The organism is Bradyrhizobium sp. 195 (assembly GCF_023101665.1).
GTDB lineage: Bacteria > Pseudomonadota > Alphaproteobacteria > Rhizobiales > Xanthobacteraceae > Bradyrhizobium.
On sequence record NZ_CP082161.1, the window covers coordinates 5,664,822 to 5,687,183 of the forward strand.

The 22,362-nt window shown below is 64.4% G+C and carries 21 protein-coding genes and 1 pseudogene; 11 read left to right on the forward strand and 11 right to left on the reverse strand.

Annotation, left to right across the window (positions count from 1 at the left end; translation table 11 throughout):
* Nucleotides 1-41 precede the first annotated feature (41 nt).
* Nucleotides 42-1,001, forward strand: coding sequence for a DMT family transporter (locus tag IVB26_RS26570; protein ID WP_247968094.1), 960 nt, complete (start codon nucleotides 42-44; stop codon nucleotides 999-1,001).
* On the opposite strand, the gene IVB26_RS26575 is transcribed toward IVB26_RS26570, so the two are convergent.
* Nucleotides 998-2,350, reverse strand: a complete 1,353-nt coding sequence (locus tag IVB26_RS26575; RefSeq protein WP_247968095.1) for an NAD(P)H-dependent oxidoreductase — start codon at nucleotides 2,348-2,350, stop codon at nucleotides 998-1,000. The two genes, IVB26_RS26570 and IVB26_RS26575, sit on opposite strands and share 4 nt — an antisense overlap.
* 139 nt (nucleotides 2,351-2,489) lie before the next feature.
* A complete protein-coding gene (locus IVB26_RS26580; protein ID WP_247968096.1) occupies nucleotides 2,490-3,395 on the reverse strand; it encodes a LysR substrate-binding domain-containing protein in 906 nt (301 codons plus the stop codon).
* Nucleotides 3,396-3,680: 285 nt separating this feature from the next.
* Here IVB26_RS26580 and IVB26_RS26585 point away from each other — a divergent pair, with 285 nt between their 5' ends.
* Together IVB26_RS26585 and IVB26_RS26590 are read left to right on the forward strand one after the other, a co-directional pair.
* Complete coding sequence (locus IVB26_RS26585) at nucleotides 3,681-4,703, forward strand: TRAP transporter substrate-binding protein (RefSeq protein ID WP_247968097.1); 1,023 nt, start codon at nucleotides 3,681-3,683, stop codon at nucleotides 4,701-4,703.
* Nucleotides 4,704-4,717: 14 nt separating this feature from the next.
* Complete coding sequence (locus IVB26_RS26590) at nucleotides 4,718-6,580, forward strand: TRAP transporter large permease (protein ID WP_247973278.1); 1,863 nt, start codon at nucleotides 4,718-4,720, stop codon at nucleotides 6,578-6,580.
* Nucleotides 6,581-6,614: 34 nt separating this feature from the next.
* Here IVB26_RS26590 and IVB26_RS26600 read toward each other — a convergent pair.
* The 3 genes and pseudogenes from IVB26_RS26600 to purQ form a co-directional block, all read right to left on the reverse strand.
* A pseudogene (locus IVB26_RS26600) lies at nucleotides 6,615-7,352 on the reverse strand (tetratricopeptide repeat protein).
* A gap of 182 nt (nucleotides 7,353-7,534) precedes the next feature.
* Nucleotides 7,535-8,521, reverse strand: a complete 987-nt coding sequence (locus IVB26_RS26605; protein WP_247968100.1) for a tripartite tricarboxylate transporter substrate binding protein BugD — start codon at nucleotides 8,519-8,521, stop codon at nucleotides 7,535-7,537.
* The gene (purQ, locus tag IVB26_RS26610; protein WP_247968101.1) at nucleotides 8,518-9,219 is read right to left on the reverse strand and encodes a phosphoribosylformylglycinamidine synthase subunit PurQ; all 702 of its coding nucleotides are present in this window, start codon (nucleotides 9,217-9,219) and stop codon (nucleotides 8,518-8,520) included. Before purQ ends, IVB26_RS26605 begins: the two co-directional genes overlap by 4 nt.
* Before the next feature lie 179 nt (nucleotides 9,220-9,398).
* On the opposite strand from purQ, the gene IVB26_RS26615 reads away from it, so the two are divergent.
* Entirely contained in the window at nucleotides 9,399-10,415 is a 1,017-nt protein-coding gene (locus IVB26_RS26615) for a magnesium and cobalt transport protein CorA (RefSeq protein WP_247968102.1), read from the forward strand.
* A 110-nt stretch (nucleotides 10,416-10,525) separates the two neighbouring features.
* Here the strand turns inward: IVB26_RS26615 and purS are convergent, their stop codons facing one another.
* Together purS and purC are read right to left on the reverse strand one after the other, a co-directional pair.
* Nucleotides 10,526-10,768 carry a phosphoribosylformylglycinamidine synthase subunit PurS gene (gene purS / locus IVB26_RS26620; RefSeq protein WP_246918721.1) on the reverse strand — a complete coding sequence of 81 codons (243 nt, stop codon included), beginning with the start codon at nucleotides 10,766-10,768 and terminating at the stop codon, nucleotides 10,526-10,528.
* 11 nt (nucleotides 10,769-10,779) lie between these two features.
* Nucleotides 10,780-11,547, reverse strand: a complete 768-nt coding sequence (gene purC, locus IVB26_RS26625; RefSeq protein WP_173015815.1) for a phosphoribosylaminoimidazolesuccinocarboxamide synthase — start codon at nucleotides 11,545-11,547, stop codon at nucleotides 10,780-10,782.
* 319 nt (nucleotides 11,548-11,866) lie between these two features.
* Between purC and IVB26_RS26630 the strand changes: the two genes are divergently transcribed.
* Nucleotides 11,867-12,190 carry a DUF1476 domain-containing protein gene (locus IVB26_RS26630; RefSeq protein WP_247968103.1) on the forward strand — a complete coding sequence of 108 codons (324 nt, stop codon included), beginning with the start codon at nucleotides 11,867-11,869 and terminating at the stop codon, nucleotides 12,188-12,190.
* 5 nt (nucleotides 12,191-12,195) lie between these two features.
* Here IVB26_RS26630 and IVB26_RS26635 read toward each other — a convergent pair whose 3' ends face one another.
* Nucleotides 12,196-13,170, reverse strand: coding sequence for a LysR family transcriptional regulator (locus IVB26_RS26635; protein ID WP_247968104.1), 975 nt, complete (start codon nucleotides 13,168-13,170; stop codon nucleotides 12,196-12,198).
* Nucleotides 13,171-13,274: 104 nt separating this feature from the next.
* Between IVB26_RS26635 and IVB26_RS26640 the strand changes: the two genes are divergently transcribed.
* Complete coding sequence (locus IVB26_RS26640) at nucleotides 13,275-14,102, forward strand: isocitrate lyase/PEP mutase family protein (RefSeq protein WP_247968105.1); 828 nt, start codon at nucleotides 13,275-13,277, stop codon at nucleotides 14,100-14,102.
* Here the strand turns inward: IVB26_RS26640 and cynS are convergent.
* A complete protein-coding gene (gene cynS / locus IVB26_RS26645) occupies nucleotides 14,089-14,577 on the reverse strand; it encodes a cyanase (RefSeq protein ID WP_247968106.1) in 489 nt (162 codons plus the stop codon). The genes IVB26_RS26640 and cynS overlap by 14 nt on opposite strands.
* 74 nt (nucleotides 14,578-14,651) lie before the next feature.
* Nucleotides 14,652-16,217, reverse strand: coding sequence for an alpha/beta fold hydrolase (locus IVB26_RS26650; RefSeq protein WP_247968107.1), 1,566 nt, complete (start codon nucleotides 16,215-16,217; stop codon nucleotides 14,652-14,654).
* A gap of 147 nt (nucleotides 16,218-16,364) precedes the next feature.
* Between IVB26_RS26650 and mddA the strand changes: the two genes are divergently transcribed.
* The 3 genes from mddA to IVB26_RS26665 are packed head-to-tail and all read left to right on the forward strand — an operon-like array spanning nucleotide 16,365 to nucleotide 18,678.
* Nucleotides 16,365-17,156 carry a methanethiol S-methyltransferase gene (gene mddA, locus IVB26_RS26655; protein WP_247968108.1) on the forward strand — a complete coding sequence of 264 codons (792 nt, stop codon included), beginning with the start codon at nucleotides 16,365-16,367 and terminating at the stop codon, nucleotides 17,154-17,156.
* Nucleotides 17,153-17,932: an MDR/zinc-dependent alcohol dehydrogenase-like family protein gene (locus IVB26_RS26660; protein WP_247968109.1), complete on the forward strand. Its 780-nt coding sequence runs from the start codon at nucleotides 17,153-17,155 to the stop codon at nucleotides 17,930-17,932. The genes mddA and IVB26_RS26660 overlap by 4 nt, the downstream gene beginning before the upstream one ends.
* Entirely contained in the window at nucleotides 17,929-18,678 is a 750-nt protein-coding gene (locus IVB26_RS26665; RefSeq protein ID WP_247968110.1) for a PaaI family thioesterase, read from the forward strand. Before IVB26_RS26660 ends, IVB26_RS26665 begins: the two co-directional genes overlap by 4 nt.
* A gap of 247 nt (nucleotides 18,679-18,925) precedes the next feature.
* Here IVB26_RS26665 and IVB26_RS26670 read toward each other — a convergent pair whose 3' ends face one another.
* Nucleotides 18,926-20,122, reverse strand: a complete 1,197-nt coding sequence (locus tag IVB26_RS26670) for a TrmJ/YjtD family RNA methyltransferase (protein ID WP_247968111.1) — start codon at nucleotides 20,120-20,122, stop codon at nucleotides 18,926-18,928.
* Nucleotides 20,123-20,458: 336 nt separating this feature from the next.
* Between IVB26_RS26670 and IVB26_RS26675 the strand changes: the two genes are divergently transcribed.
* Nucleotides 20,459-21,673, forward strand: a complete 1,215-nt coding sequence (locus IVB26_RS26675) for an NADP-dependent isocitrate dehydrogenase (protein WP_212081618.1) — start codon at nucleotides 20,459-20,461, stop codon at nucleotides 21,671-21,673.
* 155 nt (nucleotides 21,674-21,828) lie between these two features.
* Nucleotides 21,829-22,329 carry a DUF3455 domain-containing protein gene (locus IVB26_RS26680; RefSeq protein ID WP_247968112.1) on the forward strand — a complete coding sequence of 167 codons (501 nt, stop codon included), beginning with the start codon at nucleotides 21,829-21,831 and terminating at the stop codon, nucleotides 22,327-22,329.
* The last annotated feature ends 33 nt before the right edge of the window (nucleotides 22,330-22,362 follow it).

A 22,362-nucleotide genomic window follows, 5' to 3' on the forward strand; every position in this document is an offset into this window, starting at 1 on the left:
ACTTCCCGGCAAGCGCTATTGCGCCGGGGAGCAAGAACAAGGTGCCGCAGAGCACATCGCCGACGGGTCGCGCGACGGCCGCCGCACCGCTTTCGCGCATCGCCATAACCGGCGCACGCAACTGGCGCGACTATGCCCTGCTGCTCGCGCTGGCCTGCTGCTGGAGCTCGACCTATCCGCTGGCCAAGCTCGCGCTTCCCACCGTCCCGCCCATCACCTTCATATCGGCGCGGTCGCTGATTGCGGCCGCCTTCCTGTTCGCGATCCTGTGGATGCGCGGCATCAAGGTCCCGACCGATGCCACGGCCTGGAAGCTGTTCGCCACCCAGCAATTGATCAACTCGACCTTTCCGTTCCTGATCATCACCTGGTCGCAGCAATATGTGCCGGCCTCGAACACGGTGGTGCTGGCCTCGACCACGCCGATCTTCGCCTTCCTGATCACCTCGCTGATCACACGGCACGAGCCGGCGACGCTGCTCAAGCTCGCCGGCGCGATCTTGGGTCTCGCCGGCACTGTCGCCATCGTTGGGCTCGACGCGCTGCGCGGCTTCGGTAGCGAGATCGTCGCGGAGATCGCGATCCTGCTCGCCACCATCTCCTTTGCCTGCGCGACCATCTTCGGTCTTCGGCTGTCGGAATACGACCCGATGGTGGTGGCGGCCGGCTCGCTGCTGTTCGGCGGCATCATCCTGCTGCCGCCATCGCTGATCATCGACCAGCCCTGGACGCTGCAGCCGACGCCGACGGCGATCATCGCCACCATCGTCATGGGCATCGTCTCCAGCGCACTGGGCCTGATGCTGTTCTACATCTGCCTCGGCCGGCTCGGCACGCTGACCACCAACGCGCAAGGGTACTTGCGCATCCCGATCGGCGTGGGTCTGTCGGTGTTGCTGCTCGGTGAGAGCGTGCCGTCAAACCTCGCGCTGGGCCTGCTGCTGGTCATGGCCGGCGTTGCGGCCATGACCGTGCCTGCGGAGCGGCTGAAGCTGCGCTAGGCGATGTTCGGTTGCCGGAAAGCCGCCTCCATCTCGCGGCGTACCCGCACCGCGAGACCGTCGGGGTCGTACTCGACGTCCTCCCATTTCAGGCGCTGGCCTTGCTCGATATCGGTCTTGAGCTTGACATGATGGGCGAGGCCCAGCGGCAAATAGCCCTGCTTCAGTGAAGCGTCGGCCGGGGTCTGCTTGCCCCAGACACAGAAGCCGCCCTCGCCGTCGAGCATCTCGCCGGCCTTCAGCTTGCGTTTGGCGGTCGCGACCACGTCGGAGTTGAACACGATCGGTGCCCCCGTCGGCTCCTTGCGCAGCGCCGCTGACGCCACGGAGATGCCGAGCTCGAGCCCGATCATGTGGATCGGCCGGTACAGCGAGGCATATTTGCCGGTCTTGTCCTGCAGCATGCTGTATTCGCGGAAACACTCCTCCGAATAAGCGCTGTCGGTCTCGAATACGACATAGGTGCCCATCACGAGACTCTGCGGAACATCGGAGCCGTCGCGATAGACCGACGAGGTCACTTCGGTAACGCCGGATCTCTCCAGCATGCCGCCGTCGGATTTCGGCTTGCAGATCTCGGCATGCTCGAAGCGCGTGGCCGGCGGGAATGAGAGGCCCTCGCTCTGCGCATGCAGCCCGGTCGCATTGCACACCGCGGTCATCTCGATGCCCGACTTGGTGCCGTCGACGAACGAGTTGAACATCTTTGGATTGATCGAGTTGCGATCCTTGATCTTCATGTATTTGTCGAGGATGTCCCAGACGGTATCCGGCGTCGACTGGTGATAGGTCGGGTGGTAGCGCGTGCCCTTGCCGGCGGCGACGACCTTGAAGCCGGCCGCGCGCGCCCAGTCGACGTGATCGGCGATCAGCGCCGGCTGGTCGCCCCAGGCGAGTGAATAGACGACGCCGGCTTGCTTCGCCTTGCGCGCCAGAATGGGCCCTGCGACCGCGTCCGCTTCGACATTGACCATCACGATGTGCTTGCCGTTCTCGATCGCCTTCATCGCAAAGCGGATGCCGGCGCCGGGGTCGCCGGTCGCCTCGATGATCACCTCGATCGCCGGATGGGTGATCAGCGCGTCGGCGTTGTCCGTGACAACCGTGCTGCCATGCTTGAGCGCGTCATCGATAGAGGCTGCCGCGTATTGCTCTTCCGGCCAGCAACCGAGCTTGAGCTGCGCGCGGGCGCGGTTAGTGTTCAGGTCTGCGACTCCGACGAGATGCATGCCGTCGGTCTGGCGCACCTGCGACAGGAACATCAGGCCGAATTTTCCGGCACCGATCAAGCCAATGGTGACAGGCTTGCCGGCAGCCTTGCGCTCCAGCAGCATGCGATGGAGATTCATCTGGATTTCCTTCAGCGTTCCTCGGGTGACGGCGTTCGTTGCAGCCGTGAGGTCCGGCCGTGCTCGCCCTGCAGCGAAACGTTAGGCAGCGGCGAATCCGGGGGCAATTCAGATTATCTGCGGCGACGATGTAGACACGCTAAACAATCCGCGTGTGTTGCTGCGCACTCCAGCTGTCGCGTTCCGTGCGCAGCCAGTCGAGGAAAGTGCGGGTCTTGCGGTGGCGCAAATGGCCGTGCGGACAGACGATCCACTGCGTGGTCAGTGTGACCTCGGGCGGATCCTTCACCGGGCAAACCAGGCGGCCGTCGCGCAATTCGCGCCAGGCCAGCAGCTCGCTGTCGAGGCCAATGCCGATGCCGTCGACGGCGGCATCGATGGCCATGTGGCTGCGATCGAACAGCACGCGCTTCCAGCGTTCCGCAGCCTCGATGCCGGCTTCCGCGAACCAGCGCGGCCATTGCATCTGCGACTTCACCGAATGGATCAGCCGATGCTTGAGCAGATCGTGGGCGGATAGGCTGCCCGCCGCAAAGGATGAAGGCGCACATAGCGGAAAGAACCGCTCCTTGCCGAGGCTTTCGACGAACAGGCCGGCCCAGCCGCCTTCGCCATGCCGAATCTCCAGGTCGACATTCTCCTTGCGGAAATCGGTCGGCTCATTGGTGCCGTCAAGCCGCAATTCGATGTCGGGATTGGCATCGACGAAGCTAGCCAGCCGCGGCAACAGCCATTTGCTCGACACGCTCGGTGCTGCGCGCACCGTCAATGTGGTGGCCGAGCGGATGCCGCGGACGTGCTGCGTCACGTCCGTGACGTGCTCGATCTCTCGGCTGATCATCTCGAAATAGCGCTCGCCAGCCTCGGTCAGCGTGATGTTGCGTCCGACCCGCGAGGTCAGCGCGGTGCCAAGGTGCAGCTCCAGCGCCTGGATCTGCTGGCTGACGGCCGATGGCGTCACCCGCAGTTCATCCGCCGCACGGGATATGCTGCCCGCACGCGCCACCGCGTGGAAGACAATAATGGCGCGGAACGGTATCTGCATCAGAGAACCTTTTAGACCAGCTAAAGTGACGACGAATATAATTCAATTGTCGTGCATGACCAGCGATCTAGGCTTCAGGTTCAAGGCAGCCCGCGACAGACAGGCGCCGATCGAGGAAACGGGCCGACGCAGCGCGCCGGTCCGCCCGGGGGAAGGAACGCAAGGCTAGAGCCCTTTCACCAGACAAGCGACTTCAACGATACCCGCCGCAGGGCTTGCGCGCGGCAATGAATAAACATGCGCGTCGACAAGGCGCGGCAAACGAGCACCAGGGGAGGACGAACGATGTCGGGCCAACGCCACACCATCTCGCGCCGCAACGTCTTGACTGCTGCCGCGGCCATACCTCTGGTCGCAATTCGCACCAGGCCGGCGCAAGCGGCCGAGTTCGAGTACAAGCTCGCCACCGGCCAGTCGCTGACGCAACCGATCAACACCCGGCTCGACCAGGCCGTGAAGCGGATCAAGGAAGCTAGCGGCGGGCGGCTGGAGATCAAGTTCTTTCCGGCCTCGCAGCTTGGCTCCGATACGGATCTCTTGACCCAGATCCGCAGCGGGGGCGTCGACTTTCTCAACATCGCCGGCTCCGTGTTGTCGACGGTGGCGCCGGTCGCCGGCATCGCCAATGTCGGCTTTGCCTTCTCCGACTACAGCCAGGTCTGGAATGCGATGGACGGCGATCTCGGCAGGCTGATCGCAGCCCAAATCGAGAAGACCGGCGCGCTTGTGATCGCCAAGCCGGCGGACAATACGTTTCGGCAGATCTCGTCGTTTACAAAGCCAATCAAGACGCCGGGCGATCTCGCCGGCTATCGGATCCGCGTGCCTGTCTCACCGATCTTCACCTCCCTGTTCAAGTCGCTGGGCGCCAATCCGACGTCGATCAATTTCAACGAATTGTACACGGCGCTGCAGACGCACCTGGTCGACGGGCAGGAGAACGGGCTTGTGACGATCGAGGCCGGCAAGATTTATGAGGTGCAGAAGTACATTTCCGAGACCAATCACATCTGGGATCCGTTCTTCATCCTCGGCAATCGCCGCTCGGTGAAAGCACTGCCCGATGATCTGCAGGCGCTGGTCCGTAAGGAGTTCGACCAGGCCGCGATGGAGCAGCGCGCCGATACTGCAAAGCTCAATATGACACTGAAGGATCAGCTGGTCGCAAAGGGAATTACCTTCGAGGCGTCCGACAAGGAGGCCTTCCGCAAAGGACTGTCGAGCGCCGGATTCTACAAGGAGTGGCGTGGCAAGTTCGGCGAAGACAATTGGAAGACGCTTGAGGCTGCCGTCGGGGCGCTCGCGTGAGCGCGGTCGTCGGCATGCCCGAGGCGGTCACGCTCGATGAGGCGCGGCCGATCCGGGGACGCTGGCCGGAGCAGATGCTGCGCTGGCTGGTGGAGATCCCGGCGGCGGCCGCTGTCGTCGCGGAAGTCGTCATCCTGTTCGCCGGCATCGTCGCGCGCGGCGTCTTTCATCGGCCGATCATCTGGTCGGACGAGCTCGCCTCGATCCTGTTCCTGTGGCTCGCCATGCTCGGCAGCGCCATCGCAGTGCAACGCTCGTCGCATATGCGCCTGACTTTCTTCACCTCCCATTTGTCGCCCCGCGCGGAGGCGTGGACCTCGACGCTCGCAGCCGGCTCCGTCGCGCTGTTCCTGGCGATCATCCTGCATCCGGCGCTGGACTATGTGGAGGACCAGGCGCTCGTGGAGACGCCAGCGCTCGGCTGGTCCGGCGTGGTCCGCGCCGCCGCAATTCCAGCTGGTTGCATCGTCGCGCTGGCCAGCATCTGCCTCACGCTGGTGAAGCGTTCGGCCAAGGATCTGTTGGCCGTCGGACTATTGTTTGCGGCGATCGCCGGAGCCCTCTATTTCGCCGGCCCTTCGCTGAAGTCGCTCGGCAACTGGAACCTGCTGATCTTCTTCGTCGGCCTGCTCGGCTGCGCCGTGATGGCGGGTGTGCCGATCGCGTTTTCCTTTTGTCTTGCGACCGTCGCTTTCCTGCTGACGACGACACGGACACCGTTGTTGGTCGTGGTCGGACGGATCGACGAGGGCATGAGCTCGCTGATCCTGCTCGCTGTGCCACTGTTCGTGCTGCTCGGGCAATTGGTCGAGCAGACCGGCATGGCGCGCGTCATGGTCGCGTTCCTCGCCTCCGTGCTCGGCCATGTCCGCGGCGGGCTGTCATACGTGATGCTCGGCGCCATGCTGCTGGTCTCGGGCATCTCCGGCTCCAAGACCGCCGACATGGCCGCGATCGCACCGGTGCTGTTTCCCGAGATGCGCAAGCGCGGCATGAAGGATGGCGAGCTGGTGTCGCTGCTCGCGGCGTCGGGAGCAATGAGCGAGACCATTCCGCCGTCGATCGTTCTGATCGCGATCGCCTCCGTCACCGGCGTGTCGATCGCGGCCCTGTTCACCGCTGGCATCCTCCCGGGGATCGTGCTGGCGATCGTGCTCGCCTTCGTCGCGCGTTATCGGGCAAGCACAGAGGAGCATGCCGGGGTCAAAGTCGCGCGCGCGCCGCTCTCCGTGGTGGCGAAAACGCTCTGGGTGGCGCTGCCGGCGCTTGCCCTGCCGTTCCTGATCCGCAGCGCGGTGGTCGAGGGTGTTGCCACCGCAACCGAAGTCTCGACCATCGGTATCGCCTACTGCCTTGTGCTCGGCCTGATCATCTATCGTGGCAGCCTGGCATGGAAGAACGTGCTGCCGATGCTGGTCCAGACCGCCTCGCTCTCCGGCTCGATCCTGTTCATCGTGGGCGCCGCAAGCGCAATGGCTTGGGCGCTCGCGCAATCCGGCTTCTCGCATGACCTCGCCGCACGCATGGCGGGCGTGCCCGGGGGGGCCTACGGCTTCCTGCTGATCTCGGTGGTCGCCTTCATCGTGCTCGGCAGCGTGCTTGAGGGCATCCCGGCCATCGTGTTGTTCGGCCCGCTGCTCTTCCCGGTCGCGGCACAGTTCGGCATCCACGAGGTGCACTACGCCATGGTGGTAATTTTGGCGATGGGCCTTGGTCTGTTCGCACCGCCATTCGGCCTCTGCTACTACGCCGCCTGCAGCATCGGTGGCGTGTCGCCGGATGCCGGCATGCGCAGGATCTGGATCTATCTCGCGTGGCTGTTCCTGGGCCTGCTGCTGATTACCTTCGTGCCCTGGATATCGCTGGTTTTTCTGTGAGATTCCCAGCCTGACGGCATTCGCCTAGACGCTTTCAGGCCGAAAGCTGCTTCTCGGCGATCGACAACCACTCCGCATGTGCCGTGCGCAAATATTTCGGCGCGCGCCGCATCTGGATCAGGAGCTCGTTGAAGACCATGCGTGCTTCGGCGCCGCGGCCGACCGTTTGCAGCAGCATGCCCTAGCGCACTCGCGCTTCGGCGCCGGGGAAGTAGCCGGCGAGCGCGTGATATTCCTCGAGCGCCTCGTCGAGCCGGCCGACCTCCGCAAGCGCGCGGGCGTAGAGCAGATGCGCATCGGCGGAATCGAAGTCCGGCCATTGCTTCTGGAGATCGTCCAGCGTTGCGAGCGCGTCAGCTGGGCGCTTGGCGGAAAACTCGGCCTGCGCCTTGCGAAGCGCATAGGCGGGATCGTGGCCCATCGGCAGCTTCAGAACGTGATCGTAATGCGCCTCCGCTTCAGCGAAGCGCGCGAGATTGACACATTCTTCCGCCAGCGCCGCGCGATTGGCGATGGTGTCCGTGCCGGCCAAGCGGTCGGACAGTTCGCGATAACGTTTCTCGGGATCGAGCCGGTTGGCAACGCGCTGGCGCGCCTGACGCGCGCCAGGGCTGGAAAACCATTCCGGAATGAGCTCGACGGCGATATAGGCAATCGCGCCCATCATCGGCACCAGCAGGATAATGAAGGCCCACGGCCGCAACCGCCCGGTTCGTGAGGCGTGATAAATGAGCGTGATATCGAGCAGCAGAACGACCAGAGCAACGGGCATGTGACATCCAGGAGCACACGGCAGCACAGGCTTCCTGATATCGCAACTGGAGCCATGAAACAACTTTGAGTTGCTCGCCTCCGGAGGAATCGACGACCCAGGACGTGCGCCTTTGACAGCGACGAGGATTCAGTCGTCTCAAATTCGATCGAGGTTCATGAGGCCGCAGCCAAAAGCTGCGGCTACTTCGCGTCGTCCGCCAGCATCTTCCGGTACTTCTCGACGTCGCGCGTCACGAGCTGCTGCAGCAGCTCCGGCGCATGCTCGTTGGCGTCGGGAGCGACGGTCGAAAGGTCGACAAAGCGCTTCTTCACCGCGTCGGTCTCGACGGCGGTGCGCGCGGCGGCGTTGAGCTTGGCGATCACCGCCGGCGGCGTGCCCTTGGGCGCGAACAGGCCGTTCCAGCCCTGTGCCTCGAATTCAGGCAGGCCGGCTTCGGCTGACGTTGGCAGATCGGGCAGCGTGGCGAGGCGCACGGTCGAGCCGACCACGAGCCCCTTCACCAGCTTCTCGTTGATCGACTGCGAGACCGAGGCGGCCGCATCGCAGACGCCGTCGATCTGGCTGCCGACGGCATCGGTCAGCGCAGGCGCGGCACCGCGATAGCCGACCAGAGTCGCGTCGATGCCGGCTGATGTCACGAAGCTCTTGCAGATCAAATAATTCGAGGAGCCGACGCCGGCATGGCCGAGATTGATCTTGCCGGGATTGGCCTTGGCGTAGGCAATGAACTCTTTCAGGTCCTTCGCCGGAAAGTCCTTGCGCAGCGCGACGATGCCGAATGTCTTCGCCACCATGGCGATCGGGACGAAGGAGTCCGGCGTGAACGGCAGTTTTGGATAGATCGTGTAGGTCGCGGCATTGGTGCCGGCATTGCCGATCGCGATGGTGTAGCCGTCGGGCTCGGCGCGGGAGGCGCGCGCCAGCGCGGTCGAGCCGCCGGCGCCCGCAACGTTCTCGATCACGATGGTCTGGCCGAGCGCGATCCCCATCTGCTCGGCTACCGTGCGCGCGATCACGTCCGAAGTACCGCCGGCCGCGAACGGCACGATCATGGTGATCGGACGCTTGGGGTAATCCTGCGCGAGGGCGCTGGTTGCGAGCGAAAATGACGCGAGCGACAGCGCCGCGATCGCGGCGAGAGACCGCTTCAGCACGAACGAGATCACGCGGCCTTTTCCAGATGCGCGGTGAGGCCCGCGAACAGGCCGCGGCCGTCGGTGCAGCCCATGATGTCTTCGACGTGGTTTTCCGGATGCGGCATCATGCCGAGCACGTTGCCCCTGTCGTTGACGATGCCGGCGATCGAATGCGCCGCGCCGTTGATGTTGTGGGCTTCGTCCACCACGCCGTCGGCGGAACAGTAGCGATAGAGCACCCGCCCCTCGCCTTCGAGCCGCTTGATGGTCTCTTCATCCGCCTCGTAATTGCCCTCGCCATGGGCGACCGGCACGCGGATCACCTGCCCTGCATTGTAGCCGCGGGTGAACGGCGTATCGGAACGCTCGACGCGCAGATGCACGTCGTGGCAGATGAATTTCAGCCGCGCGTTGCGCATCAAGACGCCCGGCAGGAGGCCGGACTCGCAGAGGATCTGAAAACCGTTGCAAACGCCGAGCACGAGGCCGCCCTTGGCCGCATAGTCGCGCACCGCGTCCATCACCGGCGCGCGGGCCGCGATGGCACCGCAGCGCAAATAGTCGCCGTAGGAGAAGCCGCCCGGCACCACCACGAGATCCGTGCCCGCAGGCAGGGACGTCTCGGCATGCCACACCATCGCCGGCTCGCTGCCGGAGATCAGCCTCAGCGCACGCGCCATGTCGCGCTCGCGGTTGATTCCCGGAAAGACGAGGATGGCGGCTTTCATGACAGAGGTTCCGACGGTGGCAGGAATCGGGCTGGCCAACGGGCCATTTCGTGAAGAGACATAACCATTTGACGGGGATTTTACCAGTGCTAGCCTCGGCAGAGGGCCTTGTACACAGGCCATGCGCATAGGCTGTGGCCGCACCCGTTCGGTCGGTCGATTTGCCCGGGATTGAAGCCATGAACGTCCCGTCGCTGCCTACATCCCCCGCCGAGCCGGTATCGACCGAGGGCGTCGTCGCTGCCGGCGCCTATGTCGATGGCCGGCGCACCGCCAATATCGCCATCAGCGAGGCCTCGAGCTGGCGGTCCAAACCTGGCCACGTGGTCTGGATCGGCCTGCACGAGCCCGACATGGCGCTGCTCGGCGCGGTGCAGAAGCAATTCGACCTGCACGAGCTCGCGATCGAGGACGCCAACCACGCCCATCAGCGCCCCAAGATCGAGCAATATGGCGAGGCCCTGTTCATCGTCGCCCGCACCGCGCAATTGATCGAAGGGCGGATCGCCTTCGGCGAGACCCACATCTTCGTCGGCGACGGCTATCTGGTGTCGGTGCGCCACGGCGCTTCGACGTCTTACAAGCCGGTCCGTGAACGCTGCGAAAGCTGCCCGCGGGCGCTCGCACGCGGCGAGGATTACATCCTCTACGCCATCCTCGATTTCATCGTCGACAACTACTCGCCCGTGCTCGAGAGCATTCACGTAGAGATCGAGGCGATCGAGGATGACGTGCTCGCGCACGCGATCACCAAGGCGCAGATCGAACGGCTTTACATGCTGCGCCGCGACCTGTTGCGGCTGCGCAACGCGATCGGGCCGCTGGTGGAGGTCTGCCGCCGGCTGGAGCATGACGAGCTGTCGATGGTACGGCAGGCCATGCAGCCGCTGTTCCGCGACGTCACCGACCACGTCCGCAACATCCAGGAACGCATCGATTCCATGCGCGAGGTGCTGGCCTTCGCCTTCGAGGCGAGCCTGCTGGTCGGCCAGGCGCAGGAGACGGCGGTGTCGAAGAAGCTCGCCTCATGGCTTGCGATCATCGCGATCCCGACCGCGCTCGCCGGCATCTACGGCATGAACTTCAAGCACATGCCGGAGCTGGAATGGGAGTACGGCTACTTCATGCTGCTCGGCGTGATGCTGACGGCGTGCACCGCGCTGTACTGGCGTTTTCGTCGCGCCGGATGGCTGTGAGGGAGTTACTCCAGCTTCGTAGCCCGGATGGAGCGAAGCGCATCCGGGACGGTGTCGCCCCGGATAGAACCCGGATTTCGCTTCGCTCCATCCGGGCTACCAGGGCAGGCCTAGCTCAGCAGCTCGACCCGATAATTCTCGATGACCGTGTTCGCCAAGAGCTTGTCGGCGGCGTCCTTCAGCGCGGCTTCCGCCTTGGTCTTGTCGGCGCCGGCGAGCTCGATATCGAACACCTTGCCCTGGCGGACGCTGGCGACGCCGTCGACGCCGAGCGACTTCAGCGCGCCTTCGATGGCCTTGCCTTGCGGATCGAGGATGCCCGTCTTCAAGGTAACGGTAACACGTGCCTTCACGTCAAATCCCCTCAGCTCTTCACCAGCACCGGGCCGGAGCCCTGCGGACGCTCGTTCTCCATGAGGATGCCGAGGCGCTTTGCGACTTCAGTATAGGCCTCGAGCAACCCGCCGAGATCCCTGCGGAAGCGGTCCTTGTCGAGCTTCTCGTTCGACTTGATGTCCCACAGACGGCAGCTATCCGGTGAGATCTCGTCGGCGACGATGATGCGCATCATCTCGTTCTCGAACAGGCGCCCGCACTCCATCTTGAAGTCCACGAGGCGGATGCCGATACCGAGGAAGAGCCCGGTGAGGAAGTCGTTGACACGGATGGCGAGCGCCATGATGTCGTCGATCTCCTGCGGCGTCGCCCAGCCGAAGGCGGTGATGTGCTCTTCCGACACCATGGGGTCGTTGAGCTGGTCGTTCTTGTAGTAGAATTCGATGATGGAACGGGGCAGCTGCGTGCCCTCCTCGATGCCGAGGCGCTGCGACAGCGAGCCGGCGGCAACGTTCCGCACCACCACTTCCAGCGGCACGATCTCGACCTCGCGAATCAACTGCTCGCGCATGTTGAGGCGGCGAATGAAGTGGGTCGGCACCCCGATGTCGTTGAGGTGCTGAAACAGGTACTCCGAGATCCGGTTGTTGAGGACGCCCTTGCCCTCGATCACCTGATGCTTCTTGGCATTGAACGCGGTGGCGTCATCCTTGAAGTGCTGAATCAAGGTACCGGGCTCCGGGCCTTCATAGAGAACCTTTGCCTTGCCTTCATAAATGCGACGCCGACGGCTCATTGGGATGTACCGTGTTTTGTTGAAATCCATGAATTTGGTGTGCTCCGGTTACTAGGATTTACGACCCACAGCGGAGCTGCCGTGAACGGCCAGGAACCCGTCTCGAACCCTTGGAAACAGAGCGGGAACCAAACCTTAGGCAACCTATCCGATTGGCTGACCGAGCACAATCGATCCGGCCGTCCGGCGCCAACTTATACCGTCTCGCCTGCGGCTTAACGGCCCGTTGTTTTGCCGACATGTGCTATCTATGTAGGCACGCAGCCGGGCGGTCGCAACGGAAGGCCCCCGCTCCATTCAGAGGGATTTGGAACAAGGCATGAGCGAGTTCGATAAGCGCCAGGAAGGTTTCGAGAAGAAGTACGCCCTCGACGAGGAGCAGAAATTCAAGGCGGAGGCCCGCCGCAACCGGCTGCTCGGGCTGTGGGCGGCCGAAAAGCTCGGCATGTCGGGCGATGCCGCCACCGCCTATGCCAAGGAGGTGGTCGCGGCCGATTTCGAGGAGGCCGGCGATGCCGACGTCCTGCGTAAGCTCACGGCCGATTTTGCCGCCAAAAACGTCGCCGTCACCGAACAGGCGATTCGCGCCAAGATGAGCGAGCTGCTCGGGGTGGCCGCCGCCGAGGTGAAGGCAGGGAAATAATCCATTCAGGCGAGGCGCCGGCGCGCAACAACCTTGCGCGCCGGCGTTCTCTTTCTGACGCCCTGTGGAGCCGAACCATCCCGCCCGGCAAAGTTGCGGCGGATGGTGTCGAGCAGGCGCTCGGCGGCAGCACTCAGAAAGCCGCCGCGACGCGTCACGAGGACGACGTCCTGATCCGCGGCAAGATCGCCGACGGCGATCGTCGCGATCGAGGCCGCGCGCAGCTCCTCAGCCACATGACTCCTCGCCAGCAGCGCGAGACCGAAGCCGGCTTCCACGAGCCGCTTCTGCGCGGTGAGGCTGTCGACGGCCGTCCATTCGACCTCGCCGAGCCCATGCGTGAGAAACAGCGCGAACACATGGGCCGCGGCGATCTCGCGGCGCCCGCGCGTTTCCGGAAATGCGATCCAGCGTTCACCGCGAAGCTCTGCAAGCCGCTTCACGCGCTTGCCCGCCAGGGGATGTTCGGGCGCACAGACGACCTGCAATGCCTCGGTCAGCACCAGCTCGCAAGCGAGATCGCCGGCGCGATCAGCGTTGTAGCGCAGGCCGATCGTGGCCTCGCCGCGCCGGATGAGATCGCTGACCTCCGCGCTGGTCGCCGTTCGCAAGGTCAGCGTGACGGTGGGATTTTCCCTGGCAAACCGCTTCATGATGGTCGACAGGCGGCCATCGGCGAGCGTGCCGGTTACCGCCAGCGAAACCGGCCCCGCATTCTGCTTGGTCAACGCACGTATCGCCTGTTCGGCGTCCTGCGCCGCGGGAACCGCGCGCTCGGCATAGGGGACCAGCACGCGCCCGGCATCGCTGAGCCGGGTGCGGCCCGCCACCCGCTCGAACAGGGGCACGCCGAGCTCCTGCTCCAGCAGCGCGATACGGCGCGAAATCGCCGGCTGCGAGCGGTGCAGGAATTTCGCGGCATTCGAGATCCCGCCCCTGCGATGAACGGTCAGGAAGGTATCGAGGGCGTCACTGTCCATCGCGACCTCATGCAAAAAACTGATGTTGCTTGCAAGAATAACAAATTTGGCGGATGGCGAAAATGCTCCTAAGGCTCCATAGACGGACAATACGGAGACGAGCCATGACGAGCCAACTGGACAAGGCGACAGCGTTTCGCGCGCTGCACGAGCGGCGTGGCGCTTTCATCATCCCCAATCCATGGGATGCCGGTACGGCCAAGCTGCTCGCGGCGATGGGATTCGAGGCCCTCGCAACCACGAGCCTCGGGGTCGCCAACATGCTCGGCAGCAGCGGCGTCAATCTCGATGTCATCCTCGCCAACGCACGCACGATCGTCGATGCCACCGACCTTCCGGTCAGCGTCGATCTCGAAAATTGCGGGGCCGATGAGCCGAAACGTGCGGCCGAAGCTATACGGCGTGCGGCGGAAGCTGGCGCCGTCGGCGGCTCGATCGAGGATTTCAGCGGCGACCGCGATCGCCCCATCTACGACTTTTCTCACGCCGTCGAGCGCGTCCAGGCCGCCGTCGAAGTGGCCCGCGCGCTGCCAATTCCGTTCACGCTGACGGCGCGGGCCGAGAACCTCCTGCACGGCCGCAAGGACATCGACGACACAATTCGCCGCCTGCAGGCCTTCGAGGCCGCGGGCGCCGACGTCCTGTATTCGCCCGGCCTGTACGACCTCGCCACGATCCGGACTGTCGTATCCTCGCTCAGCAAGCCGTTCAACCACGTGATGGGCTTTGCTGACCCAACGTTGACAGTCGGGCAATTATCCGCCGCCGGCGTCAAGCGCATCAGCGTCGGCGGGGCCATGTCGCGCTACGCGCTCGCCGCGTTCCTGAACTGCGCGCACGAGATGAAGGACAAGGGATCCTTCACCTATGTTCGCGACATGGCTCCGGTCGGCGAGCTGCGTGAGGCCTTTGCGTCGGTCACTCCTCCTTGAAGCCGTATTCCGGCACGTTGCCGCTGGCGCCGTAATATTTGTACGGCAGGAATTTGCCGCTCATGGTGATCTTGACGCGGTCGCCCTTCGGGTTGGCGACGCGCTCCATTGCCATGTCGAAGTCGATCGCCGACATGATGCCGTCGCCGAACTCCTCCTCGATCAGCGCCTTCCAGGCCGGACCGTTCACCATCACCATCTCGTAAAAGCGATAGATCAACGGATCGGTCGGCGGCATCGGCGTGCCGGTGCCGCGCATCGGCACCTCGTTGAGCATCGCAACTTCCACCTTCGACAGGCCGAACAGCTCGCCGGCATTGGCCGCCTGCGGCTTCGTCAGCTTCATCTGGCCGAGTATGGCGCCAACGATCAGCACTTCGGAATAGCCGCCGATCTTGTCGCAGATGTGCTTCCAGCTCCATCCCTTCTCGCGCTTGATGTCGAGCAGCTTTTCGGTGAGGTCTTCGCGTTTCATGTCAGGGGCTCCTTGGTTAGGCATTGTGTCGGGCCTGCCGCTTTGGGAGGCATGAAACGTGCCAAAAAATGAGGCTAGCGCTTCACACCGGCCCCTTCGCGCGGCAATCCCTCTATAAATCCTCCGATCGCCTCGAGCACCGGCCGCTGATCGCCTGCGAAGAACCAGTGATCGTTGCCGTCGAGCTCGACGAACTCCGCGCCGCTGATCCGGCTCGCCACATCGCGACCGGCCGCGATGCGCACGGCCTGGTCGCCGCGCCGGTGCAGCACCAGCGTCGGCATAGTGATTTCAGGCAAGAGGCGCCGCACGTCGGCGTCGCGAAACGCCTCGAGCACGGCCGAGATACCGCCGGGACTGGAGGCTGCACGCAACAGCCCCGCCCACCAGGCGCGCGCCTGGGGATCGCCAGCAAGGCTCGGTGCAAAGGTTTCGATCCCAACTGGCCCGCCCCATTGCGCGACCAGATGCTTGCTCCAGGCATCATACTGACTGGCGCGCAGCGCGTGCGGATAGTCCTGTGCCCAGCAGCCCTTGGCCAGTGCGCCGAACAGGATGAGCCCGGCCACGCGGCGGGGCTCGTCGACCGCGAACTTGATGCAGGCCGGCCCGCATTCGGAGGCGCCGAACAGCACGATGCGGCGCGAGTCCACCGCCCGCAGCACGGTGCCGATATCCTCCGCGGTGACATCGATGCCAGGGGCCGACCCGACCCGGTCGGACAGTCCGATCCCGCGACGATCGAACACGATGAGGCGTCCGAGCTGCATCAATGACGCCAGGAATGTCCGGCTCGCAGGGTTCTCCCAGGCGCGCTCCACATGCGACACGAAGCCGGGCATCACCAGAATATCGAGCGGGCCGCTTCCGTAGGTCTGATAGGCCAGATGCACCCCCGCGCCTTTCACGTAGCGCGTCACCGGGGCGGCATGCGGCGCCGCCGCGGGACTCATCAGCGCCTCGGTCTCGGCTTCCGGTGCAACCCCTAGCTCGTCGCGCAGCCGCTGCGTCAGGGCTGCGTGATGGCGCTCTGCCGCGCTTCGGTCGCCGGCGAGCAGAAGACTGCGGATCAGATGCCGGCCATACACTTCGCTCAATGAATCGAGCTCAACCAGGCGTCCCGCAGGCACAGTCGCGGCGAAATGATCGCCGGCGGCGTTCTTGTCCTGCACCGCACGCTCCAGCGCATGCATGAGCCGCCCCCGCAACGCCTCCCGACGAAAGAAGGCCCAATCGTCGAATTCGGGACAGTCGTCCAGAGCGAAGCCCGCAAGGAAGTCGCCCCGATAGATCAGGCAAGCCTCTTCAAAGGCACCGCGATCGCAGGCGCTCTCGAACAAATGCGTATCGATCTTCAGCTCGACCGCCGGAGACCATCGGACGCTCGTACGGTCAGTCTCGAAAACCGACTGCCCGAGCGTGAGCTCGATGCGGTGCAGCAGGCGCCGCAATCGCGCTAAGCCGGTCTCGCGAGCAGCCTCGGGCCACAGCAGCGCAACAAGGACGTCGCGCGCGACGGCGCCCTTGGTCTCCGTGAGATAGATCAGCAGAGCAAGACCTTTGCGTAGGTTCAACTTGATCGGGCGGCCGTCAGCATGGACCTCCGGGAACCCGAATGTCTCCAGCGAGAAAGCCGTCATCGAAATCCTCGCTCGCCTTGGGACGTCACCAGGGGACGCACAGGGGACGGCGCCGCGGTAGCCATCGGCCCAGATCGAGTTCGCTCGCCGGCGACCGCCTCAAGCTCTGCATGCGGCACCGCCGGATCAGGCACAACAGGAGAAACCATGTTTTCGCGCTTCGCAATCCTGCTCTACGCAATCGTGAGCTATGCCGTATTCACGGCGTCATTTCTCTATGCGCTCGGTTTCGTCGGCAATTATGTCGTACCCAAGTCAATCGATCGCTCCCTCGACGTCGGCAGCCCTTCGACTTTGACCGAGGCCATCGTCGTCAACTTGCTGCTGATGAGCCTGTTCGCCATCCAGCACAGCGTCATGGCGCGCCCGGGCTTCAAACGCTGGTGGACCAAGGTTCTTCCCGTGGCCTGCGAGCGCAGCACCTACGTGCTGCTCTCCAGCCTGATCCTGCTGCTGCTGTTCTGGCAGTGGCGGCCGATCGCGATACCGATTTGGCAGACCAGCGGAATCGTGGCCTGGTTGCTGACCGGCGTCCATTGGCTCGGCTGGCTGATCGCCTTCGCCTCGACCCACATGATCGATCATTTCGACCTGTTCGGCCTGCGCCAAGCCTTCTCGGCGCTGCGCGGGACCGAGTTGGCCGGTCAATCCTTCAAGGCGCCGCTGCTCTACAGAATCGTGCGGCATCCGATCATGCTGGGCTTCTTGCTCGCGTTCTGGGCCACGCCCGAGATGACCGCCGGCCACTTGCTGTTCGCGATCGCGAACACAGCCTACATACTGGTCGCGCTTCAGTTCGAGGAGAGGGATCTGATCGCGGAGTTCGGCGCGACCTATCAGCAGTATCGCCGGCGCGTTCCCATGCTGCTGCCCAGGATTTTCAGATCCCGCCGGACCGAAGATCGCCAGCCGCCTCGGCCTGTTGGAGCGCCTCGATGAACGCCATGCCCCCTATCCCCCGAATGTCCGCGGAAGCCGCCACATTCGCCGATACGCTCGATGGGCTCGACGTCGGCCTGTATCTCGTTGACGCGGACGCGCGTCTCATTCACGTCAATACTGCCGGGCAAGCCATTGTCGATGCGCGCGATATCCTGCTCGAAATCCGCGCGCACCTCGCGGCTTGCGACGTAACGGTCAACCGGACACTGCAGCATTTTTTCGCCGCGGCCGGGCTGGAAAACGCGATCCTCGGCGCCAACGGAATCGCAGTGCCGATCATCGACCGGGATGGGCAGCGCCACGTCGCCCATGCCATGCCGTTGATCTCCGGCACGCGCCGGCGTGCGGGTGTGGCCTACAGCGCCGTGGCAGCATTGTTCGTTCGCAGGGCGGCGCTGACGATACCGCCTCGTTCCGAAGTGATCGGCAAAGCCTTCAGACTAACGCCCGCCGAGTTGCGCGTGATGCTCGCGATCGTGGAGCTCGGCGGCGTTCCCGAGGTGGCGGCGGCGCTCGGCGTCGCGCTGAAGAACTATTCAATCGTCGGCGTCTTTGCCGGCGCCTGGGCGGAGAAATTCCCGCACGAGAGTGCGCACATGAATGACACGCTGATCCAATTGCTGGCCGACGGACAAATTCGCCCGCATATCGATCGTATCCTCCCTTTGAGGAGGTCGGCGACGCCATGCGCGCCGTGGCTAGCCGAACGGTTCAGGGGCGAATTGTTCTCAAGATCAGGTAGAGTGCGCCAACGACGAAGAGAGAACCGATGACAGAGATCATCATCGACAAGCGCTATTGCGGCCCTCCGAACTCCGGCAACGGCGGCTACGTCTGCGGCCGGCTCGCCCGTCACATTCCCGGGCCTGCGGAAGTGACGCTGCGTGCGCCGCCTCCCCTGAACACGCCGCTCACTGCGGTCGCGACGGGCGACGGCATATGGGAGCTTTGCCATGGCGGCAAGGCCGTCGCCACCGCCCGCGCCGCAAGCGTCGAGCTCGCGCAAATCGAGACGGCGACCTTGCCGGAAGCCCGCGTGGCTGAATTGCTCGCGCTGTCTAGACCGCACGAACATCCGCTGCCACACTGTTTTGTCTGCGGCCCCTCAAGGACGAAAGGCGACGGCCTGCGCATCTTCGCCGGCCCGCTCCGCCGTCATGCGCAGAGCGCCGTTCTCGCCGCGAGCTGGGCACCCGATCCGAATCTTGCCGCCGAGGACGGCCTCGTCGCGCCCGAATTCCTCTGGTCCGCGCTCGATTGCCCCACCGGCTTCGCCTGCAATTACGATCCACAGAGCGGCCGCTTCGAGAAGATTCCGCTGCTGCTCGGGCGGATGTCAGCCCGCATCGAAGCGCGCCCCCGCCCCGGCGAGCGCTGCATCGTCACGGCCTGGCCCACCGGCCGCGACGGCCGCAAGCACACGGCCGACGCCGCGCTGCATGATGAAGCCGGGAGATTGCTGGCGGTGGCTAGGACGACATGGATAGCGGTGGAGCGCGAAGTGCAGCTCGGACGATAGACGCGTAGGGTGGATTAGCCCGCGGCCCGCGCGTGGCGCGGTCGCGGACGTAATCCACCACTCGGTCACCGCGCAAGAATTGGTGGACTACGCCTTCGGCTAATCCACCCTACAAGCCACGAACGCGATCTCGTAGGGTGGGCAAAGGCGCGCAGCGCCGTGCCCACGACTTCCGTCCCGACTCGTCGGTCAAGATGGTGGGCACGCTCCGCTTTGCCCACCCTACGAGTCCGGGGCGCTACGAAACCTACGCGCTCTGCTCCATCATCCCCGCGAGCCGTACTAGCTCCGCATCGAGATCCCGCTCCACATCCGCCGCGCGAATCTCCAGCACACGATAGTCCCGCGCCTCCAGCCACGCCCGCCTTGACGCACGGTCGGCCGCGATCGCCTCGCCCTCGCCCGGGTTGACCAACTCGATCCCGATCCGATGCGGGAACGAGACGAAGTCCGGGATGTGGCGCCCCACGGGTGTCTGGCGCTTGAACTGACCTGCGAAGCGGCGGTCGCGGGTCAGTGCCTGCCAGAGCAGGCGCTCGGCATCGGTCGGGTTGCGGCGGAGCAGGCGAGCGAGGCCGCGCACGGTCGAGCCGCTGTCGGGCACGCCGCCCTGCCCGTGCTCGGCCAGCAGCGCACGCAGACGCGTGGCCTGCTCGCCGTCGAGCACGCCGCCCTTGGCCGGGCCCTTGCGCCCCTCGGCGATCGCCATGACGACTCCATGGAGCGTGTGCATGTCCTGCTTGGTCGGCTCCATCCGGCTGAAGATGTTCCGCAGGTTCACCAGCATGGTGTCGCGTTTCTCGGCCGGGCGCAGGAATTCCACCTTGTCGAGCTCGCGGATGAGATTGTCGAAGAAGGCCTGCATCTGGTGCTGCGAGGCGCGCTCGGAGCGCTCCGGCATGGCATGCGGCAACTCGCCTGACGTGGCCCGCTTGAACCATTCATAGCCGACCAGCAACACGGCCTGGGCGAGGTTGAGCGAGGCGAAGCCCGGATTGACTGGGAAGGTGATGATGCGGTTGGAGAGCCCGACCTCCTCGTTGGTCAGCCCCCAGCGCTCGCGGCCGAACAGGATGCCGGCCTTGCCGCCGGTCGCGACGTGCCCGGCGATCTCGCTAGCCGCGGCCTCCGGCCCGACCACGGGCTTGGCCTGGTCGTGAGGGCGAGCCGTGGTGGCGAACAGCAGGTCGAGGTCGGCGACCGCCTGCTCCACCGTGTCGAACAGTTCGACCTTTTCCAGAATGTGGTCGGCGCCGGCCGCGGCGCGCTGGGCGGCGATGTTGGGCCAGCCGTCCCTGGGGTTGACGATGCGCAGGGCGCCAAGCGCAAAATTGCCCATGGCGCGCGCGGCCATGCCGATGTTTTCACCGAGCTGCGGCTCGACCAGGATGACGATGGGACCGTCGAGGGACAAACCCGCCTTGCTCTTGTCAGTCCCCGACATCTGATTTCGCTTTCACACTGGTTCTCAAGGCCTTGGCAAGGCCGCCTTAGGAATTGATTCAAGCCGGCCCTTCCGGACGGTCGTCCCGCTCGCTTGTCGTTTGCCTGTCCTGACAAAATTCTCAAGGGAAATAACGGGTTGGATTCGGTTTTTGAATCTCACCTGGAACGTGACCCCGGGCCCCGGCCGAAGGCCGGCTGCTCCCCCCATCTGGGCAAGCTGGATGAGCTAAAAGTGCATAATCCCTTGGCTTTCGCCCGCCGCGTCCGGGTGCTAAGAGGCGGCGGATATTCCCGTGGCGCGCCAAAAGCGCCGTTCCAAGAGGCTTCCCCGATCATGGCAAAAATCAAGGTATCCAATCCCGTCGTCGAGCTCGATGGCGACGAGATGACCCGGATCATCTGGCAGTACATCAAGGACAAGCTGATCAACCCGTACCTCGATGTCGAGCTGCTCTATTTCGACCTGGGCATGGAATACCGCGACCACACCAACGATCAGGTCACCATCGACGCCGCTGAAGCCATCAAGAAGGTCGGCGTCGGCGTCAAGTGCGCCACCATCACCCCTGATGAAGCCCGGGTGAAGGAGTTCAACCTCAAGCAGATGTGGAAGTCGCCGAACGGCACCATCCGCAACATCCTCGGCGGAGTGATCTTCCGCGAGCCGATCATCTGCAAGAACGTGCCGCGCTTGGTTCCCGGCTGGACCAAGCCGATCATCATCGGCCGCCACGCCTATGGCGACCAGTACCGCGCCACCGATTTCAAGTTCCCCGGCAAGGGCACCCTCACGATGAAGTTCGTCGGCGAGGACGGCACCGTGATCGAGAAGGAAGTGTTCAAGGCTCCGGGTGCCGGCGTCGCCATGGAGATGTACAATCTCGACGACTCCATCATCGACTTCGCCCGCGCCTCGCTGAACTACGGCCTGCTGCGCAACTACCCGGTCTATCTCTCGACCAAGAACACGATTCTGAAGGTGTATGACGGCCGCTTCAAGGACATCTTCCAGGACATCTACGACCGCGAGTTCAAGAAGGAATTCGAGGCCAAGGGCCTGACCTACGAGCACCGCCTGATCGACGACATGGTGGCCTCGGCGCTGAAATGGTCCGGCGGCTATGTCTGGGCCTGCAAGAACTACGACGGCGACGTGCAGTCCGACACGGTCGCGCAGGGCTACGGCTCGCTCGGCCTGATGACCTCGGTTCTCCTCACCCCCGACGGCAAGACCGTGGAAGCGGAAGCTGCCCACGGCACGGTGACCCGCCACTACCGCGAGCACCAGAAGGGCAAGGAGACCTCGACCAACTCGATCGCCTCGATCTTCGCCTGGACACGCGGCCTCGCCCACCGCGCCAAGCTCGACAACAATGCCGAGCTCGCCAAGTTCGCGAACACGCTGGAGAAGGTCTGCGTCGACACCGTCGAAGCCGGCTACATGACCAAGGACCTCGCGCTGCTGGTCGGCGCCGACCAGCGCTGGCTCTCGACCACCGGCTTCCTCGACAAGGTCGCCGAGAACCTGACCAAGGAACTGGCGGCGTAAGCTGCCAGCCCCACACGTCATTGCGAGCGTAGCGAAGCAATCCAGAATCCCTCCATGGGACCAGACTGGATTGCTTCGTCGCACCAGCGCAAAATTGCCTTGCAATTTTGTCGCGGGCTCCTCGCAATGACGAGACCTTTGCCCAGGAAAGCGTCATGCCAGCATTCAAGAGCCTTGCCTTTGCGGCCTTCGCGCTGACCAGCACCTCCGCATTCGCGGCAGACCCGCTTCCCGAGTCCATCGCCGCACCGGGCGAGAGCGTCGTGCTCAGCGTCCACGCCGAGGGCGCGCAGGTCTATGAGTGCAAGGCCGCCGCCGACGGCAAGCTCGCCTGGGCCTTCCGCGAGCCGATCGCAACGCTGCTCTCGGACGGCAAGACGATCGGCCGCCACTATGCCGGCCCGAACTGGGAGCACGCCGACGGCAGCGCCGTGGTCGGCAAGGCCGTCGGCAACGCGCCGGGCACGACGGCTGCCGATATTCCCTGGCTGAAGCTGGAAGTCACCGCCCGCCGTGGCAACGGCGTGCTTGCACCCATCACCACCGTCCAGCGCATCAACACCCGTGGCGGCAAGCTCGAGGGTTCTTGCGACAAGGCGGGCGAGTTCAAGAGCGCGCCGTACTCGGCCAACTACGTTTTCCTGAAAAAGGGCTGAGACGAAGCACGCCTATCAGCTCGCCTCGCCCCG

What these genes read in the sequence shown, in the direction of transcription:
- IVB26_RS26575 (WP_247968095.1), bottom strand. Translation starts at nt 2,350, where the DNA reads ATGAATCTCCATCGCATGCTGCTGGAGCGCAAGGCTGCCGGCAAGCCT.
- IVB26_RS26580 (WP_247968096.1), bottom strand. Translation starts at nt 3,395, where the DNA reads ATGCAGATACCGTTCCGCGCCATTATTGTCTTCCACGCGGTGGCGCGT.
- IVB26_RS26585 (WP_247968097.1), top strand. Translation starts at nt 3,681, where the DNA reads ATGTCGGGCCAACGCCACACCATCTCGCGCCGCAACGTCTTGACTGCT.
- IVB26_RS26590 (WP_247973278.1), top strand. Translation starts at nt 4,718, where the DNA reads ATGCCCGAGGCGGTCACGCTCGATGAGGCGCGGCCGATCCGGGGACGC.
- purQ (WP_247968101.1), bottom strand. Translation starts at nt 9,219, where the DNA reads ATGAAAGCCGCCATCCTCGTCTTTCCGGGAATCAACCGCGAGCGCGAC.
- IVB26_RS26615 (WP_247968102.1), top strand. Translation starts at nt 9,399, where the DNA reads ATGAACGTCCCGTCGCTGCCTACATCCCCCGCCGAGCCGGTATCGACC.
- purC (WP_173015815.1), bottom strand. Translation starts at nt 11,547, where the DNA reads ATGAGCCGTCGGCGTCGCATTTATGAAGGCAAGGCAAAGGTTCTCTAT.
- IVB26_RS26630 (WP_247968103.1), top strand. Translation starts at nt 11,867, where the DNA reads ATGAGCGAGTTCGATAAGCGCCAGGAAGGTTTCGAGAAGAAGTACGCC.
- IVB26_RS26635 (WP_247968104.1), bottom strand. Translation starts at nt 13,170, where the DNA reads ATGGACAGTGACGCCCTCGATACCTTCCTGACCGTTCATCGCAGGGGC.
- IVB26_RS26640 (WP_247968105.1), top strand. Translation starts at nt 13,275, where the DNA reads ATGACGAGCCAACTGGACAAGGCGACAGCGTTTCGCGCGCTGCACGAG.
- cynS (WP_247968106.1), bottom strand. Translation starts at nt 14,577, where the DNA reads ATGAAACGCGAAGACCTCACCGAAAAGCTGCTCGACATCAAGCGCGAG.
- IVB26_RS26650 (WP_247968107.1), bottom strand. Translation starts at nt 16,217, where the DNA reads ATGACGGCTTTCTCGCTGGAGACATTCGGGTTCCCGGAGGTCCATGCT.
- mddA (WP_247968108.1), top strand. Translation starts at nt 16,365, where the DNA reads ATGTTTTCGCGCTTCGCAATCCTGCTCTACGCAATCGTGAGCTATGCC.
- IVB26_RS26660 (WP_247968109.1), top strand. Translation starts at nt 17,153, where the DNA reads ATGAACGCCATGCCCCCTATCCCCCGAATGTCCGCGGAAGCCGCCACA.
- IVB26_RS26665 (WP_247968110.1), top strand. Translation starts at nt 17,929, where the DNA reads ATGACAGAGATCATCATCGACAAGCGCTATTGCGGCCCTCCGAACTCC.
- IVB26_RS26670 (WP_247968111.1), bottom strand. Translation starts at nt 20,122, where the DNA reads ATGTCGGGGACTGACAAGAGCAAGGCGGGTTTGTCCCTCGACGGTCCC.
- IVB26_RS26675 (WP_212081618.1), top strand. Translation starts at nt 20,459, where the DNA reads ATGGCAAAAATCAAGGTATCCAATCCCGTCGTCGAGCTCGATGGCGAC.
- IVB26_RS26680 (WP_247968112.1), top strand. Translation starts at nt 21,829, where the DNA reads ATGCCAGCATTCAAGAGCCTTGCCTTTGCGGCCTTCGCGCTGACCAGC.